Source organism: Arthrobacter sp. efr-133-TYG-118 (genome assembly GCF_030209755.1).
Taxonomy (GTDB): domain Bacteria; phylum Actinomycetota; class Actinomycetes; order Actinomycetales; family Micrococcaceae; genus Arthrobacter.
The window spans coordinates 135,586-150,761 of sequence record NZ_JARVRH010000004.1 but is presented as its reverse complement, the minus strand read 5'-3'; the positions used below and the strand labels follow the sequence as shown (position 1 = coordinate 150,761).

The following is a 15,176-nucleotide window of genomic DNA, read 5'->3' as shown; positions in this document are numbered from 1 at the left end:
TAGCATCCGAGGGTGATCCGACGACTCGGCGAATTGTGGGGGACCAGTTTCCCGGCCTTCTGGCTGCTGCTCGCAGCATGTGTGTACTTTGCGGTCATGGCTGCCCGCCTCACAGTCATCGACGTCCGCCACCACTTGTTGCCCAACCGGATCGTGTTCCCGTCCTATGCCATCGCCGGTGTGTTGCTGCTCGGCGCGGCGATAGCTGTCACCCTGGCCGGCGGAGCGGCAGGGAACCTCAGTGCCGGAGCGGCAGGGTCCGCGCCCGACGGCGGTGCCTCCTTCCTCGGGGTGCCCGCCTTGGGAATCGTGGCCGGGGGAGCAGTGCTGTGGGTGTTCTACTTCATCCTGCGGTTGGTGTACCCGCCTGGGATGGGCTTCGGCGACGTCAAATTGGCCGGTGTCCTCGGCCTTTACCTTGGTTATCTGGGTTGGGCGCATCTTTTCGCCGGAACGTTTGCGGCGTTCCTCTTCGGCGGCCTGTGGAGCCTTGGAGTCTTGGCTGCCCGGCGGGGAACTTTGAAATCATCAATACCGTTCGGGCCGTTCATGTTGGCCGGTGCTGCTGCGGCGATGTTTGCCCTGCCCGCGTGAGGAGAGCCGTGAGCAAAGGGGAGCGAGAGACGACGGTTTGAGCAGCTTTGCCCGCTGTCATTCGGGCATCGCCGGTGGGATACTCGCCCTACTGGCGGATCCGATCCGGAAGCGGAGGCAGAGCTCTTGTTGGTGATGACTGTTTCAACGAAAGCGGGCTAGGCCGTGGCGATCCCGGAATTCATCCGGCAAATCCGCGAGAAGATCGGCAACGACCCGCTGTGGCTGCCCGGCGTTCGGGGCGTGGTGCTGGACGACGAGAACCGGGTCCTGCTTTGCCAACGGGCTGACAATGGCCGTTGGACCCTGATCACCGGAATGCTGGAACCAGGGGAACACCCGGCCCCCGGTTTGCTCCGCGAGATCTTCGAGGAGACTGCAGTAGTGGCCGAAACTGAGCGCATCCTGGCAGTGGGCGTGATCGGCCCTGTCACGTATCCCAATGGTGACGTGTGCGACTTCCTGGATATTGCCTTCAAATGCCGCTATGTCTCGGGGGAGGCCCGCGTCAACGACGACGAGTCAATCGCCGTCGGCTGGTTTGCCCTGGACGAGTTGCCTGACATCAGTGCCGGCCACCGCGAAACCATCCGGCTTGCCCTGGAACCGGGCTCCGCCGTCGCGTATCAGCGCGATTGACGGGCCGCGAGGATCGCGCGGGCAGCGAAGAGGCACGCGGCGGCACCGCAGGCAATAGCGCCGACGATGGTCCACCATTCACCCTTGGCGGAGGCTATGGAGACGGCCAGAAGGCCGAAAAGGACTGCCCCTAATCCCCATCGAACGGCCGGGCTGATGTTCGCGGATTCCTCGGGCTCTGAACTCATGGGTTCCAGCCTAGGCCAGGCGCCCGTATGCCAGACGCCACGGGGGCGCCGCAACCCCCAAAGATTGCGGCGCCCCTGTTGGCCGGGCGGCTCTCCAGCGAGTCCGACATTCGGGCCAGTGGACATGCCCGGCCTTGCATCCGGCCACTGGGCATATTCCTCATATGTCCACTGGTCCGAGCCAAGGCCGGGCATGTCCTGGCTTCAGCGCCGGGCGAGCTCACCGTCGTTGTCGCCCACCGGGCCGGGCGTCGGCTCAGCGTCTGCGTCCTTCGGCTCGGCGTCTGCGTCGAAGGACCCGTCGACGGTCCCCTCGACGAAACCCTCGACGGAACCCTCGGAGGATCCTCCGATGCGTTCGGCTTCAAGGCGTTCCGCCTCCTCGCCCCCGACAGCTTCTCCCCGGGCCACCATTCCGGCGGTGTCGGAGAGCGGGATCTGCTTGAGGGTGATGGCGAGCAGGAGGGCGGCCGCGATGAACGGGATGAGGTACCAGAACACCGGTGCCAGCGAATCGGCGTACGCGTTGATGATGGCGTCCTTGACCTGGACCGGCAACTGGGCCAAGGTCTGCGGATCAAGCTTGCTGGTGGACTGTGCAGCCTGTGCAGCGGAAGCCCCGGCGCCCGTGAATGCCTTGGTGAGGGACTCGGCCAGCCGCGTGGTGAAGATCGAGCCGAAGACGGCAACGCCCAACGATGCCCCGACCTCGCGGAAGTAGTTGTTGGTGCTCGTTGCCGTGCCGATCTGCTCGGCCGGAACCGCGTTCTGGACCACCAGGACGATGACCTGCATGATCAAGCCCAGGCCCGCGCCGAAGATGAACAGCTGGATGCAGATGACCCAGATCGGAGTTGCCGCGGTGAGCGTAGTGAGCCACAACATCGCAACGATCGTGAGGCTCGCTCCGAGGATCGGGAACATCTTGTACTTGCCGGTCTTGGAGATGCGGATACCGGAGTAGATGGAGGTACCCATGAGTCCAACCATCATCGGCAGCATGAGCAGGCCGGAGACGGCGGCTGAGGTACCGGAGGACATCTGGAGGAACGTCGGCACGAAGGCGATCGCCGCGAACATGCCCAGGCCCAGGGTGAAGCCGATGGCCGTTGCGTTGATGAAAATCCGGTTCTTGAACAGGCTCAGCGGAATGATGGGGTCTTCTGCCTTGCGCTCCACGAGGAGGAAGAGGAAAGCGGCAAGCACCATGCCGGCGCCGAAGGCCCAAGTGAGCGGGGAGTCCCAGCCCTGGTCCTTCTTTCCGCCGAAGTCAGTGAAGAAGATCAGGCAGGCCGTGGCAGCCGACAGCAACAGGACTCCAAGGATGTCGATGCGCTTTTCGGCCTTCTTGTTCGGCAGGGTGAGGGTGAACCAGGCGATGGTGAAGGCCGCAATGCCGACGGGGATGTTGATGTAGAAGGCCCATTCCCAGGTCAGGTGATCGACGAAGAAGCCGCCCAGGAGCGGACCGGCCACGGCGGAGAGGCCGAAGATGGCACCGAGGGGGCCCATGTACTTGCCGCGTTCCTTGGCGGGCACGATGTCGGCGATGATGGCCTGCGACAGGATCATCAGTCCGCCGCCGCCCAGGCCCTGGATTGCGCGGAAGATCACGAAGCCCCAGAAGTCGGTGGCGAAGGCGCAGCCGATGGAGGCTGCCGTGAACAAACCGATGGCAATCAGGAACAGGTTCCGGCGGCCCAGGATGTCACCGAACTTGCCGTAGATCGGCATGACGACGGTGGTGGCGAGCAGGTAGGCCGTGGTGATCCAGGCCTGGTTCTCCACGCCGCCGAGCTTGCCGACGATAGTGGGCATGGCTGTGGACACGATGGTCTGGTCCAGGCTGGAGAGCAGCATTCCGGCGATGAGCGCCGAGAAAATGATCCAGATCCTTCTCTGGGTGAGGAGCAGCGGTGCTGCCGCTTTGGTCTTGAGAGTGGTACTCACGGTTGATCCTTCAGGGTTTCGGCGGGGTCGGTGTCCAGCGGTTGGGCGAAGAGCGCGCGTGCTGCGTTGAGGTTCTGATCCAGCAATTCGCGGTACGGCCGGGTGTTCTCTTCGGAAAAGAACTGTTGGCTTGTCTTCTTGGTGACCGCGCCGAAGACCGCGGCGGCCATGATGATCTCGGGCTGGTCTGCGGTGAGGCCTTCCCGGGCGGCGATGAGTTCGGCGAACTGGCGCTCGCGGACTTCGCCTTCGCGGGTCAACCGGCCCAGGAGCTGGGGCTCGGCCGTGACGGCTGCGATGAGCTGGCGGATCTCCGAAGGGCTGACGGTGGAGCGCTCGAGGACCGCCAGGGTGAAGTGGCGTAGTGCGGACAGCAGCGAGTCGGAGATCGCGCCGATGGCACGGGCGGGGTTTCGGCTGAAGGCCTCCAGCGCGTCTTCGGGAAGCTCGTCGGAGAACGAGCCGATCACCGCGTCTTCCTTGGTGTGGAAGTAGTTGAAGAACGTCCGCCGCGATATTCCGGCCTCTTCGCAGGCTTCCTCGACGGTGAATCCGCTGAGTCCGCGCTGGGCCGTCAAGGACCGTGCGACGGCGGTGATCGCCGCCCGGGTCTGTGCGCGCTTGCGCTCCCGGAGTCCGCCGTCGTTAGTTGCACTATTTTCCACAAAGTAAAGTTTTGCACTTTGCTAGAAAAAGTGCAAGAAAATTTCTGTGAGCGGAAACGACGACGGCGGCCGGCACCTTCCGTGGGAAAGGTGCCGGCCGCCGTCGGGCTGGCCAGTCGGGCTGGCGGGAAGCTAGGCCTTGTGGGCCGGGCGCGTCATGGTGGTGACGTCGAGAGCCTTGTCGAGCTGCTCTTCGCTCAGTTCGCCGCGCTCAAGGTAACCAAGGGAGATCACGGCTTCGCGGATGGTCAAACCCTCGGCGACGGCTTTCTTGGCGATCTTTGCCGCTGCTTCGTAACCGATGAACTTGTTCAACGGGGTCACGATGGACGGGGAAGCCTCGGCCAGGAAGCGGGCCCGCTCCACGTTGGCCGTGATGCCGTCGATCATCTTGTCGGCCATGACGCGGCTGGTGTTGGCCAGGAGACGGATCGATTCGAGCAGGTTGGCAGCCATGACGGGGATGCCGACATTGAGCTCGAAGGCGCCGTTGGTACCGGACCAGGCGATGGCGGTGTCGTTGCCGATGACCTGGGCGCAGACCATGATCGATGCTTCGCAGATGACCGGGTTGACCTTGCCCGGCATGATCGACGAGCCGGGCTGGAGGTCCGGGATGGAGATTTCGCCAAGTCCCGTGTTGGGGCCGGAACCCATCCAGCGGAGGTCGTTGTTGATCTTCATGAAGGAGATCGCGATGTTGCGCAGCTGGCTGGAACCCTCGATGAGGCCGTCGCGGTTGGCCTGCGCTTCGAAGTGGTCGCGTGCCTCGGTCAGCGGCAGGCCGGTGTCGGCTGCGAGGAGCTCGATGACGCGCTCCGGGAAGCCTTCCGGGGTGTTGATGCCGGTGCCGACCGCGGTTCCGCCCAGGGGGACCTCGGCGACACGGGGGAGGGCCGCGTTGATGCGCTCGATGCCGTAGCGGACCTGGGCGGCGTAGCCGCCGAACTCCTGGCCCAAGGTCACCGGAGTGGCGTCCATGAGGTGGGTGCGGCCGGACTTGACGACGTCCTTGAACTCCACGGCCTTGCGGTCCAGGGAAGCAGCCAGGTAGTCGAGGGCCGGGATCAGGTCGTTGATCAAGGCCGACGTCGCGGCGACGTGGACCGACGTCGGGAAGACATCGTTGGAGGACTGGGAAGCGTTGACGTGGTCGTTCGGGTGGACAACTTTGTCGCTCCCGGCGGCCGCGAGGGCACGCGTCGCCAGCTCGGCGATGACCTCGTTGGTGTTCATGTTGGACGACGTACCCGAACCGGTCTGGAAGACGTCGATGGGGAAATCGCCGTCGTACTTTCCGGCGGCAACCTCGTCGGCAGCGCTGGCAATCGCCTCGGCGAGCTCGCCGTCGAGCACTCCCAGTTCAGCGTTCGCCAGGGCCGCGGCCTTCTTGACGCGGGCCAGGGCCTCGATGTGTGCGCGCTCAAGCGTCTTGCCGGAGATCGGGAAGTTCTCCACGGCGCGCTGCGTCTGGGCGCGGTACAGGGCGTTCACGGGAACGCGAACTTCGCCCATCGTGTCATGTTCAATACGGAACTCGGCCGTGTTGGATTCTTGAGTGGAAGTCATGGGGCTAGCTTATGGCGAGCAGCCGCTTGACCGAAAACCGGTGGAGCAAAGCTACGGCCGTTGCTTGCCGCCACTTCGGGGGCGGCCCGGCATCCCGCTTAGAGCTTGCCGATCCCGGAAACAAGCGCCGCGCGGCCTTCGTCCAGTTTGTAGGAAAGCCCGACGACGGCGGCCCGGCCGTCGTCGATCGCGGCGGAAATCACACGGGAACTGTCCGCCAGGCGACGGGCCGTCTGCTTGACGTGCTCCACCACCATGTCGTTGACGTCCGTCTGCTCGTTGCGCATTGCGGTGAGGACGGAAGGCGTGATGCGCTCCACGAGGGAACGGATGAATCCCGCGGGCATTTCACCGGTCTCGACGGCACTCTTGGTCGCTGTGACGGCACCGCAGCTGTCGTGGCCAAGGATCACGATAAGTGGGACGTGCAGTTCGGAGATGCTGTACTCCAGCGAACCGAGGACGGCGTCGTCGATCACTTGCCCGGCCGTGCGGACCACGAAGGCATCGCCGAGGCCGAGGTCGAAGATGATCTCCGCGGCCAGGCGGGAATCCGAGCAACCGAAGATCACGGCAAATGGATGTTGGTCCTCGACTAGGGAGTTCCGGCGGGAAGCGTCCTGGTTGGGGTGCAAGGACTCCCCGGCGACAAAGCGTTCGTTTCCTTCGCGCAGACGGCGCCAGGCAAGAGCAGGAGTCAGGTAGGTAGCCACGGCGCTACTTTACGGCTTAGCGGTGGCAGGCTGCGAAACTGTGTCGCCCGGCTTCGTGCTCGCGTCCGCGGAAGCGGCAGGAGCTGCGTCCATCGCCTTGACCACGGCTGCGGCCAATGTGGAGAACTCGTCCAGTCCTGCGCTGCCGCTCAGGATGATCGTGGTGCCCCGGTAGTTCAGGACCATGCTGCGGTTGCCCTTGGCCGTGTCATGGAGTTCCCAGTCGTGGCCGCCGGCGCTGCGGGTGCCGGTAACCGGAGCGCTGCCGGCCTGCTGGAAAATCCAGGTTGGATTGGCCTTGCGGGTCTGGACAATTCCGATGAACGCCTGCTTGGGAGTGACGTATCCGACCTCCCACGTGGGTACGCCATCGCCGGTCCCGGATGCCCAGCGGGCGTAGTTCGGACTAAATGTGTCGCCGGTATCCGGCGCAACAGGTGTGAAACCCGCCACATCTTTCGCGTTGGCTGCGGTTGCGGCCACATCGATGTTGGGCTTGTAACCGTTGCTCTTCGGCGCCGGATTCATGAGGACGATCGGCAGGAACGCCAACACGCAGAGGAGCAACGCGATGAGCATGCCAATGACCGATGCGTTGGCCCTTTTGGCTGCTTTCGCCGCGATAACGGGCCTGACGGCCGGCTGACCGGCGTCGTCGGTGCCAGCTGCGCCGGCGCCTCCGCTGTCGGAGGGGGCGGCGGCAATTGCTTTGTCTTGCGTTTCACTCACGCTTCAATAGTCTCCTATCCAAGCGGCTAATACACATCGGCCGGTCCCCGCAAGGGGCGTTCCGGGAGTTGGTCATCCCATGACCATGCCGCCCCGCCCCGACTATGATCTCTTGTAGAGGAATCATTCAGGCCGCCAAGCGCAGCCATTCCTGGTCCCACGAATCGCGTCATCGAAGAAGAGGTTCACGTGTCTCCAGCGCCAATGTCCCAGAAGTATTCCACGATTTCGCCGGCACTCGCCGTCGGGACCGATGAGCCGGACCGCAACCTGGCCCTCGAACTTGTCCGGGTTACCGAAGCTGCCGCCATTGCCGGCGGTCACTGGGTTGGTTTCGGCGATAAGAACAAGGCAGACGGCGCCGCCGTTGACGCCATGCGTTCCTTCCTCCACACCGTCCATTTCAACGGCGTCGTTGTCATTGGCGAGGGTGAAAAGGACGAAGCCCCCATGCTCTTCAATGGCGAGCACGTCGGTGACGGCACCGGACCGGAGTGCGACGTCGCCGTCGACCCCATCGATGGAACCCGCCTGACTGCCCTGGGCATCAACAACGCCCTCGCCGTGCTGGCAGTTGCCGAACGCGGCACCATGTTCGATCCCTCGGCCGTGTTCTACATGGAGAAGCTCGTCACGGGTCCCGAAGCCGCTGACATGGTGGACCTGCGCCTGCCGGTGAAGCAGAACCTGCACCTGATCGCCAAGGCCAAGGGCGTCAAGGTCAACCAGCTCAATGTCATGATCCTGGACCGCGACCGCCACCGCCCGCTGGTGGAGGAAATCCGCGAAGCCGGTGCCCGCACCAAGTTCATCATGGATGGCGACGTTGCCGGCGCCATCGCCGCCGCACGTTCCGGCACCGGCGTCGACGCCCTGATGGGCATCGGCGGCACCCCCGAAGGTATTGTTGCCGCGTGTGCCATCAAGTCCCTCGGCGGTGTCATCCAGGGCCGTCTGTGGCCTACGAGCGACGACGAGAAGCAGAAGGCCATCGACGCCGGACACGACCTCGAGCGCGTCCTCTCCACGAACGACCTCGTCACGAGCGATAACTGCTACTTCGCAGCGACCGGCATCACCGACGGCGACCTCCTCAAGGGTGTGCGCTACTCCAAGGACAAGGTTCTGACCCAGTCCATCGTGATGCGCTCCAAGTCCGGCACCATCCGCTTTGTGGACGGCGAGCACCAGGCCAGCAAGTGGGAAGGCTACGCCCGCAAGTAGGACCCACCCTCTCGCGCGAACTGGCGGCAAATGCCCTCTAAATCGAATTTTGGAGGCATTTGCTGCCAGTTCGCGTTAAGCCGCGGAATCCGTCCTGTGGATAACTCAATTTAGGACTCGAAGCCGGGCAAGAATTGAGCATGTCCCGGACTCCGATGCCCCCGCAGCTTCCAAACGGTTCCTTTCCGGCGTCGGCCGCTGAGACCCTCGGATTGAGCCAGAAGCAATTGCGCCGCGACGGCATTGTCACGTTGTCGCGGGGACTGCGCCTCCCGCTGAACAGCACGGGGACGGTGGCGGAACACTTGCGGGGTTACACCGAGCTTGATTCAGAGTGCTGCCTTAGCCATGGCTCCGCGGCGCGGATCCATGGCATCAGTTTGTCCAAGGCCCTCGAAGAGGACTGGCGGATCCACCTGGCACGTCCGGGCGAGAGGTGGAAACCGCGGAGGCGGAATGTTGTAGGGCACCAACTCACGTTCAAACCGGGTGAAGTGATGATGCTCGACGGCGTCCGGCTCACCTCGCCTGCCCGGACGTGGCTGGACCTGGCCCAATTGATGAGTATCGACGACACTGTCGCGGCGGGCGACTCGATCGTCGTCGAGCACGGCGAAAACCATCCCAGGCCGCGCGAGGCCTTGGCAACCATTGACGATTTGAAGGCGATGGCGGCAGCCCATCCCGGTATGCGAGGGGTCCGCAAGGCCCGGCTGGCCCTTGACCTGGTCCGGGTCGGCGCGGATTCGCCGCAGGAAACGCAAATGCGCCTCATATTGCTGCATGCAGGTTTGCGTGAGCCCGCGCTGAACCACGTCATCTTCAACGAGTGGGGCGCTCCCGCTGTGTGGCCCGATGCCGCTTACGTCGAGCAGCGGGTCGCCCTCCAATACGATGGGCGGCATCATGGGGAAGCTGAGCAGTACCAGAGGGACATCAGGCGCCAGTCGCTAACGGAACGGCTGGGTTGGCGCGAAGTCCGGGTCCACCATGAGGATTTGCTCGGGCCCCGGCCGGAAGTGGTGGAGAAAGTTCGGCGGGCGCTACGGGCTGGCCGCGAGTTGGCAGCAGATGTCCGCAGAATCGGATTTTGAGGGCATCTGCTGCCAGTTCGCGCGGAGAAAGAGGGTCAGCGGAGCTTCTCGCGCAGCTTCCGGGCCACTTGGTAGGCGCCGTAGCGGAACTTGTTGACGGGAAGGTCCCACGTGCCCGGGTAGGCGATTTCGCGGCCCCCGAAGGACTTCTTGAAGGCAGTGAATCCGGCCCACTTGTGGTCAGGCTCGTCCTCGGGGGCCACGCCCCACAGGTCGACGTGCTTGAGTCCCTTGTCCTTGGCATCCGCCATGAGCGTCACGAGCAACGGAATGCCCGCGCTGAGCTTGCGGTGCGTGTCATCCAGCGCGGCGTGGGCGTAGGTGCGCGTGTCGGCTGAGTCGTACGCCAGGGCGGCCGCAATGGGCTCGCCCTCGAGTTCGGCGATGAACAGGGTACCGGCACCGGCTGGCATGAGGGAGCGGGCCACCGAGCGTAGATAGTCGTCGCTCTGGGGTTTGAAACCGTTGCGTGCGGCGGTCATGTGCAGGAAGTCGAGAAGCACCGAGATCTCTTCAGGATCCTGCGAGGACCGGAAGGTGACACCCTTTTTGTGGATGTTGCGGTACAGGTTCCGGTTGGTGGGTTTCATGCCCGCAAGGACGTCCTTGAAATCGCCGTCCAAATCCACAATCCAGCTCAATTCCGGCTGCTGGTTGGACGGCGCCGGCTGCAGGCCGCGTTCCCGCAGTACCGAACCGGCGTCGGCGGCTTCGAACCCGGCGGTGACGGGTTCCATCCGGACAAACACCGCCCGGCTGCGGCGCGCGATCTCCACAAGTGCGGCTAAGGCTTCGTCAAAGGCCTCCAGGGAATCGGCCACGGGTCCGTAAGGGGTGTAGATGACCTTGCCGCCAGGGTTCTTTTCCTCGACAGCGAGGAAACGCCACCCCGGGCCGGACTCCTCGTGCACGGTACGGCCGAGGGAACGTTGGAAGGACGCCCAGGCGGGCGTCTGCAGGAAGTACTCCACCGCTTAGTTCCCGAGGCCTGTTGTGACGGCAAAGGCGACGCTGGTTCCCGTCGCACCGGCAACCGGGTGCACCATGACGGGCTCTTCGGATGCCGGGATGAACGCACTCCCGCCGCGCTCCACGGCGAGCTCGCTCTTGGGGGAGTCGAGCACGACGGAACCGGAAACCACGACGACGACGGCGGGACCGGCCTGAGCCATCGGCACCGGTTCCGCTCCGGGAGCCAACTCGATGCGCTGGAGCTGGAATTCCCGGAACGGCGGCACATACAGATCCTGGCCGAATCCGGAGGTCCTCGGCTCGATGCGCGGTACGCCGAGGGAAGCGAATTCGATGGTCTTCAGGAGTTCGGGAACATCGATGTGCTTGGCGGTGAGGCCGCCACGGAGCACGTTGTCCGAAGCCGCCATCACCTCCACGCCGAGGCCTTTCAAGTAGGCGTGGACGTTTCCGCCGGGAAGGTACACCGATTCGCCCGGGGACAGGAAAACAAGATTCAAGAGCAAGGAAATCAGGACACCGGGATCGCCCGGGAACTCACTGTTGATGTCCACCAATGTGGAGAGTTCCGCGGCGTGCTGACCCATCGGCGCGCCCGACTTCAGGATGGAAACCACCTGATCCGTCGCTGCGGAGACGGCATCCCCACCGGTAATCAGCCGGGTGAACGCAGCCTTGAGTGCCGAAGGCTCATCGGACCCGGAGAGGTCCGCGATGACTCCCGTGATGACGTCAGGAACGTCGACGGCGGCAAGGTCCAGGAGGCTCGCGAGGTGCTCGAAGACGCGCTGCGAATCGGCGGCCGGACGGAAACCGCAGAGGGCGTGAAACGGGGTCAGCGCGAAGATCATCTCCGGCTTGTGGTTGTCGTCGCGGTAGTTGCGCTCGGGTGCGTCCGCCGCCATGCCTGCGGCATTTTCCTTCGCGAACCCGACCCTGGCCTGCTGCAGGCGGGGGTGGACCTGCAAGGACAGCGGCTTGTCCGCCGCAAGGAGCTTGGTGAGGAACGGCAAGCGGGGACCGAATTCGGCGAGGCTGGTTTCACCAAGGAAGTGTGCGGGATCCACGCTGATCAGGGCGTCCAAGGCGACGGAAGACCCGTCCGGACGAGTGGCAACGGACGGCGAGTCCGGGTGCGCTCCGATCCACAACTCCGCCTCCGGACCGCCCGAGGCGGGCCTTCCCAGCAGAGCTGCGATCGCCGTCGTCGATCCCCATGCGTAGGGGCGGAGAACATTCTCAAGCTGGTACACGGCAGGGGATCCTTGTCATTGCGGGACGGTTCATTCGGGATTGCCGGGGATGACCTCTTAGCGGCTGCTGCGGGCGGAGACGTTCGCGGTGGAGAAGACTTCGGCGACCTTGTCGCGGAGCCTGGCCCCTTTTTCGGTGGCGGTGTTGTTCAGCTCCCGGGCGAATTCGAGCAGCTCGCCACGAAGCCGGACGGCCAGCTCGTCGGTTCCGGACGCCAGAATGCGCACGGCCAGGAGGCCGGCGTTGCGCGCGCCGCCGATGGAAACCGTGGCCACGGGAACGCCGGCGGGCATCTGCACGATGGACAGCAAGGAATCCATGCCATCCAGGGTCTTCAGCGGGACCGGGACGCCTATGACGGGCAGCGGGGTGACGGAGGCGAGCATGCCCGGCAAGTGGGCGGCCCCGCCTGCTCCGGCGATGATGACGCGGATGCCGCGCTCATGGGCGTTCTGGCCGTAGCGGATCATTTCCGTGGGCATGCGGTGGGCGGAGACGACGTCAGCTTCGAAGGGGATGCCGAATTCGGCCAGGGCGTCCGCCGCAGCTTCCATGACGGGCCAGTCGGAGTCGGAGCCCATGACGAGTCCTACGATCGGGGTTGCGTTCGCCGTACCCGCGTTTTCGGCATCCATGTTTTCTGCGCTCATGCGGTCTCTCCGGAGGTAGTCTCGGCCGGCATGCGGCCGTTGCGGATGATGTCGGCCACGACGGTGGCGCGGTGTCGGATGGAGTCGACGTCTGCCGTCGAGTTGCCGACGAGGTTCACGTGCCCGATCTTGCGGCCGGCCCGCACGGACTTGCCGTAGCAGTGGACCTTTGCAGCCGGTTCGTAGGCGAGGGCCTTGGGGTAGGCGCTGTAGAGATCCTCATTGTCGCCGCCCAGGAAGTTCTTCATGACAACCACGGCGCCCAAGGCGTCGGTGGCACCGAGCGGGAGGTTGAGGACTGCGCGCAAATGTTGTTCAAACTGGCTGGTGACCGAGCCGTCCTGCGTCCAGTGGCCGGTGTTGTGCGGCCGCATGGCGAGTTCGTTGACCAGGAACCCGACGCCGACGCCGGGCGTTTCGAAGAGTTCCGCGGCCATGACGCCCGTGACTCCGAGTTCATTGGCGATTCGCAGCGCTGCTTCTTCGGCTGCCGCAGCGACCTCCACGGGAATGTCCTGGGCCGGTGCAATCACTTCGTCGCAGACGCCGTCCACCTGGACAGTGTGGACAACCGGCCAGGCGCGAGATTCGCCGTCGGGGGTCCTCGCAACGAGCGCGGAAAGCTCGCGGCTGAAGTCAACCTTCTCTTCGGCCAATAGCGGGCTCATGGCTTCGAACCAGTCCGCGGTGCTCCGGGCGTCGTCGGCGGAATGGACGATGCGCACGCCCTTGCCGTCATAGCCCCCGCGGGGGGTCTTCAAGACGATCGGCCAGCCGGTCTGCTCGCCGAAAGCCACGAGGTCTTCGACGCCGTGGACGGCAGCCCATGCCGGATTGGGCAGCCCCAAGCGGTCGATCGCGGCGCGCATCACCAGTTTGTCCTGCGCGTGTACCAGGGCATCGGGGCCGGGCTGGACGTTGACTCCGGCCTCGATCAGCGCCCTCAGGTGCTCGGTGGGGACATGCTCGTGGTCGAATGTCATGACGTCCAAGCCCTCCGAGAACTCAAGGAGCGCAGCGAGGTCCTTGTAGTCGCCAATGGGGGCCGTTGCCACGGCCTGGACCGCGGAAACGTCCTCACCTTCGGCTAGGACCCGGAGTTCAAAGCCAAGAGCGGTTGCGGCCGGGGCCATCATTCGTGCGAGCTGGCCGCCGCCCACCACGCCAATTACAGGAAAAGTCACAAGGTTCAGCCTACCGAACCAGCAGCTGGTTCCCAGATTCTGCTCGCCGCCGGGTCCTTGGGACCCGGTTCGAGGCCGTTGGCACGGAATAATTGGGCAAGCTCCAAGAAATCGGAGCTAAAATGGAGGCTTCGGCCCATCGGCCCCCTAGAACAACGGCCATGGAGGGTCATGATCAACACACTTGCAGATCGCATCCGCGGGCTCGCCTCGCTCTTTTGGCGCGAAGTAGCCAAGTTCGGCGCTGTCGGCGGTGTTGCGTTCGTCATAGATAACGGCTTGACCTACTATCTCATGCACGGCCCGATGTCGGACAGTGAGGCGAAGGCCCGTTTTGTCGGCGCCACCGTGGCCACGGTGTTCTCCTGGATCGCCAACCGCTTCTGGACCTTCCGCCACCGCCGCCAGGCGAACGTGGCGCGCGAGTTCGTGATGTTCATCATCATCAACGGCATTGGGATCGGTATCTCCACCGGCCTGACCGCCATCGCCAAATACGGCATGAACATCCAGGACAAGAACATCCTGTTCGCTGCCGGAGTCGTCGGCATCCTCGTGGCCACCGTTGTGCGCTTCTTCGCCTACCGCTTCCTGGTGTTCAACAAGGAGCTCGACGAAGAGCCGGCCTTCTCGCATGACCACGAGATCATCGAAGCCCACCACAGGGCCAAAGCCAAGGCCATCCATGCCGCTAGCGCCGTGGCTGATTCCGATCAAGGCGAAGACGCTGTCAAGCGCCGCTGACGCGCTCGTTGTCCAGCAGGTGCTGGGTGACGTCAACGTCCGGGTGCACCAGGACTACTGATCCATCTTTGTTCCACGCACCCAGTGCGTCCGCGAGGGCTGACTCCAACCCGTCGGCCGCACGGACCAAAAGGCGAACGCCGGACTTATGTTCTTTGGCGAAGCCGTCCAGCAATTCACCGTGCGAGTGTCCGGTTTCAGGGCGGCGCAGGGCCGGCATTGCCGCGTCCGGTTCGGCGTGCGCCATGAACACGTCGCCGTGGGAGCGGACTTCAGCCGCGTAGTCCACGACGCCGACCGGCAGCTCTCCGGGCCAGCGCATCGCGAGTGCCGCGAGCGGCACGGCGACCACGGCGTCAAAGCCGGCTCCGGCACCGACGTCGGGGGTGTCCGTGACAAGCAGGTCGGCGCTACCGCCGTCGAGCACCAGCTCCATCCCCAGCTGCCACCCGGCAAGCGCCCACACGAGGGACTTCCAGTGGGCCGGCAGGTCCAGGCGGAGGCTCATGCCCGGTTCGGCGTCGAACTCGTCCTGGAGCAGATTGCTGGTCTTGGCCACCCAATTGTCCAGGACCCGCCCTGAGAGCTCCACCCGTTCGGCGTCCGGCCCGTACCAGGTCAGGCGTGGGGATGTGGCGTGTCCGGAACGCAGGGCTGCCATCAGGTTCATTGCGGGGGTGCTCATGGCTACATCTTGCCACGGGGAGCCCGGCCCGGCGCCGGGAGGTGTGAGTTGCAACACATAGGGCCAAGGGGCGGCGACTGTGCGGCGCCCGAGGGGTCAAGTGATTTGCCTGAAATTCAATGAAAATACATCTTAAGTGATGTGAAGCTTCCGTTTTTCGCCGGGGTCGCGCGGATGGGGCGAAAAAGTCGCGGGCGTGGCGTGACGGTAGTTAGTACGGAAAGTTGATTATTATCCCGGCGCGGCTTGACGGCACGGTAGTTACACGCGTGTAATTAGATATCGAACGCCGCTGCGGGAGTATCGGGTACACAACCGAGTA

16 protein-coding genes are annotated in these 15,176 nt (G+C 64.3%); 5 read left to right on the top strand and 11 right to left on the bottom strand.

Features of this window, described 5'->3' with window-relative positions; all coding sequences use genetic code 11:
• The first annotated feature begins 12 nt into the window (after positions 1-12).
• Together QRN59_RS03185 and QRN59_RS03180 are read left to right on the top strand one after the other, a co-directional pair.
• A complete protein-coding gene (locus QRN59_RS03185; RefSeq protein WP_284981055.1) occupies positions 13-594 on the top strand; it encodes a prepilin peptidase in 582 nt (193 codons plus the stop codon).
• Positions 595-759: 165 nt separating this feature from the next.
• On the top strand, positions 760-1,233 hold the full coding sequence (locus tag QRN59_RS03180; protein ID WP_284981054.1) for an NUDIX hydrolase: 474 nt from the start codon (positions 760-762) through the stop codon (positions 1,231-1,233).
• Here the strand turns inward: QRN59_RS03180 and QRN59_RS03175 are convergent.
• The 6 genes from QRN59_RS03175 to QRN59_RS03150 all read right to left on the bottom strand — a co-directional run bounded on the left by QRN59_RS03175 (position 1,221) and on the right by QRN59_RS03150 (position 7,047).
• Positions 1,221-1,421: a hypothetical protein gene (locus QRN59_RS03175; protein WP_059387958.1), complete on the bottom strand. Its 201-nt coding sequence runs from the start codon at positions 1,419-1,421 to the stop codon at positions 1,221-1,223. The two genes, QRN59_RS03180 and QRN59_RS03175, sit on opposite strands and share 13 nt — an antisense overlap.
• Positions 1,422-1,625: 204 nt before the next feature.
• On the bottom strand, positions 1,626-3,371 hold the full coding sequence (locus tag QRN59_RS03170) for an MDR family MFS transporter (protein ID WP_284981053.1): 1,746 nt from the start codon (positions 3,369-3,371) through the stop codon (positions 1,626-1,628).
• Positions 3,368-4,036 (bottom strand): TetR/AcrR family transcriptional regulator, encoded by a 669-nt coding sequence (locus QRN59_RS03165; protein WP_284981052.1) that lies wholly within the window; start codon positions 4,034-4,036, stop codon positions 3,368-3,370. Before QRN59_RS03165 ends, QRN59_RS03170 begins: the two co-directional genes overlap by 4 nt.
• A gap of 132 nt (positions 4,037-4,168) precedes the next feature.
• Positions 4,169-5,605, bottom strand: coding sequence for a class II fumarate hydratase (locus QRN59_RS03160; RefSeq protein ID WP_284981051.1), 1,437 nt, complete (start codon positions 5,603-5,605; stop codon positions 4,169-4,171).
• Positions 5,606-5,703: 98 nt separating this feature from the next.
• Positions 5,704-6,318, bottom strand: a complete 615-nt coding sequence (locus QRN59_RS03155; protein ID WP_284981050.1) for a carbonic anhydrase — start codon at positions 6,316-6,318, stop codon at positions 5,704-5,706.
• Between the two features lie 9 nt (positions 6,319-6,327).
• Entirely contained in the window at positions 6,328-7,047 is a 720-nt protein-coding gene (locus tag QRN59_RS03150; protein WP_284981049.1) for a DUF4245 domain-containing protein, read from the bottom strand.
• Between the two features lie 204 nt (positions 7,048-7,251).
• Between QRN59_RS03150 and glpX the strand changes: the two genes are divergently transcribed.
• The gene (gene glpX / locus QRN59_RS03145) at positions 7,252-8,271 is read left to right on the top strand and encodes a class II fructose-bisphosphatase (protein ID WP_171983398.1); all 1,020 of its coding nucleotides are present in this window, start codon (positions 7,252-7,254) and stop codon (positions 8,269-8,271) included.
• A gap of 140 nt (positions 8,272-8,411) precedes the next feature.
• The gene (locus tag QRN59_RS03140) at positions 8,412-9,365 is read left to right on the top strand and encodes an endonuclease domain-containing protein (RefSeq protein ID WP_284981048.1); all 954 of its coding nucleotides are present in this window, start codon (positions 8,412-8,414) and stop codon (positions 9,363-9,365) included.
• A gap of 35 nt (positions 9,366-9,400) precedes the next feature.
• Here the strand turns inward: QRN59_RS03140 and QRN59_RS03135 are convergent, their stop codons facing one another.
• From QRN59_RS03135 to QRN59_RS03120, 4 genes are read right to left on the bottom strand one after another with little or no spacing between them, the layout of a single operon-like run.
• A complete protein-coding gene (locus QRN59_RS03135; protein ID WP_284981047.1) occupies positions 9,401-10,336 on the bottom strand; it encodes a lipid II:glycine glycyltransferase FemX in 936 nt (311 codons plus the stop codon).
• Positions 10,337-10,339: 3 nt separating this feature from the next.
• On the bottom strand, positions 10,340-11,590 hold the full coding sequence (manA, locus tag QRN59_RS03130; RefSeq protein WP_284981046.1) for a mannose-6-phosphate isomerase, class I: 1,251 nt from the start codon (positions 11,588-11,590) through the stop codon (positions 10,340-10,342).
• 57 nt (positions 11,591-11,647) lie between these two features.
• Positions 11,648-12,241: a 5-(carboxyamino)imidazole ribonucleotide mutase gene (gene purE / locus QRN59_RS03125; protein WP_284981045.1), complete on the bottom strand. Its 594-nt coding sequence runs from the start codon at positions 12,239-12,241 to the stop codon at positions 11,648-11,650.
• Complete coding sequence (locus QRN59_RS03120; protein WP_284981044.1) at positions 12,238-13,425, bottom strand: 5-(carboxyamino)imidazole ribonucleotide synthase; 1,188 nt, start codon at positions 13,423-13,425, stop codon at positions 12,238-12,240. The genes purE and QRN59_RS03120 overlap by 4 nt, the downstream gene beginning before the upstream one ends.
• Before the next feature lie 171 nt (positions 13,426-13,596).
• Here QRN59_RS03120 and QRN59_RS03115 point away from each other — a divergent pair, with 171 nt between their 5' ends.
• Entirely contained in the window at positions 13,597-14,169 is a 573-nt protein-coding gene (locus tag QRN59_RS03115; protein WP_284981043.1) for a GtrA family protein, read from the top strand.
• Here the strand turns inward: QRN59_RS03115 and QRN59_RS03110 are convergent.
• Positions 14,156-14,854 (bottom strand): TIGR03089 family protein, encoded by a 699-nt coding sequence (locus QRN59_RS03110; protein WP_284981042.1) that lies wholly within the window; start codon positions 14,852-14,854, stop codon positions 14,156-14,158. The two genes, QRN59_RS03115 and QRN59_RS03110, sit on opposite strands and share 14 nt — an antisense overlap.
• Between the last annotated feature and the right edge of the window lie 322 nt (positions 14,855-15,176).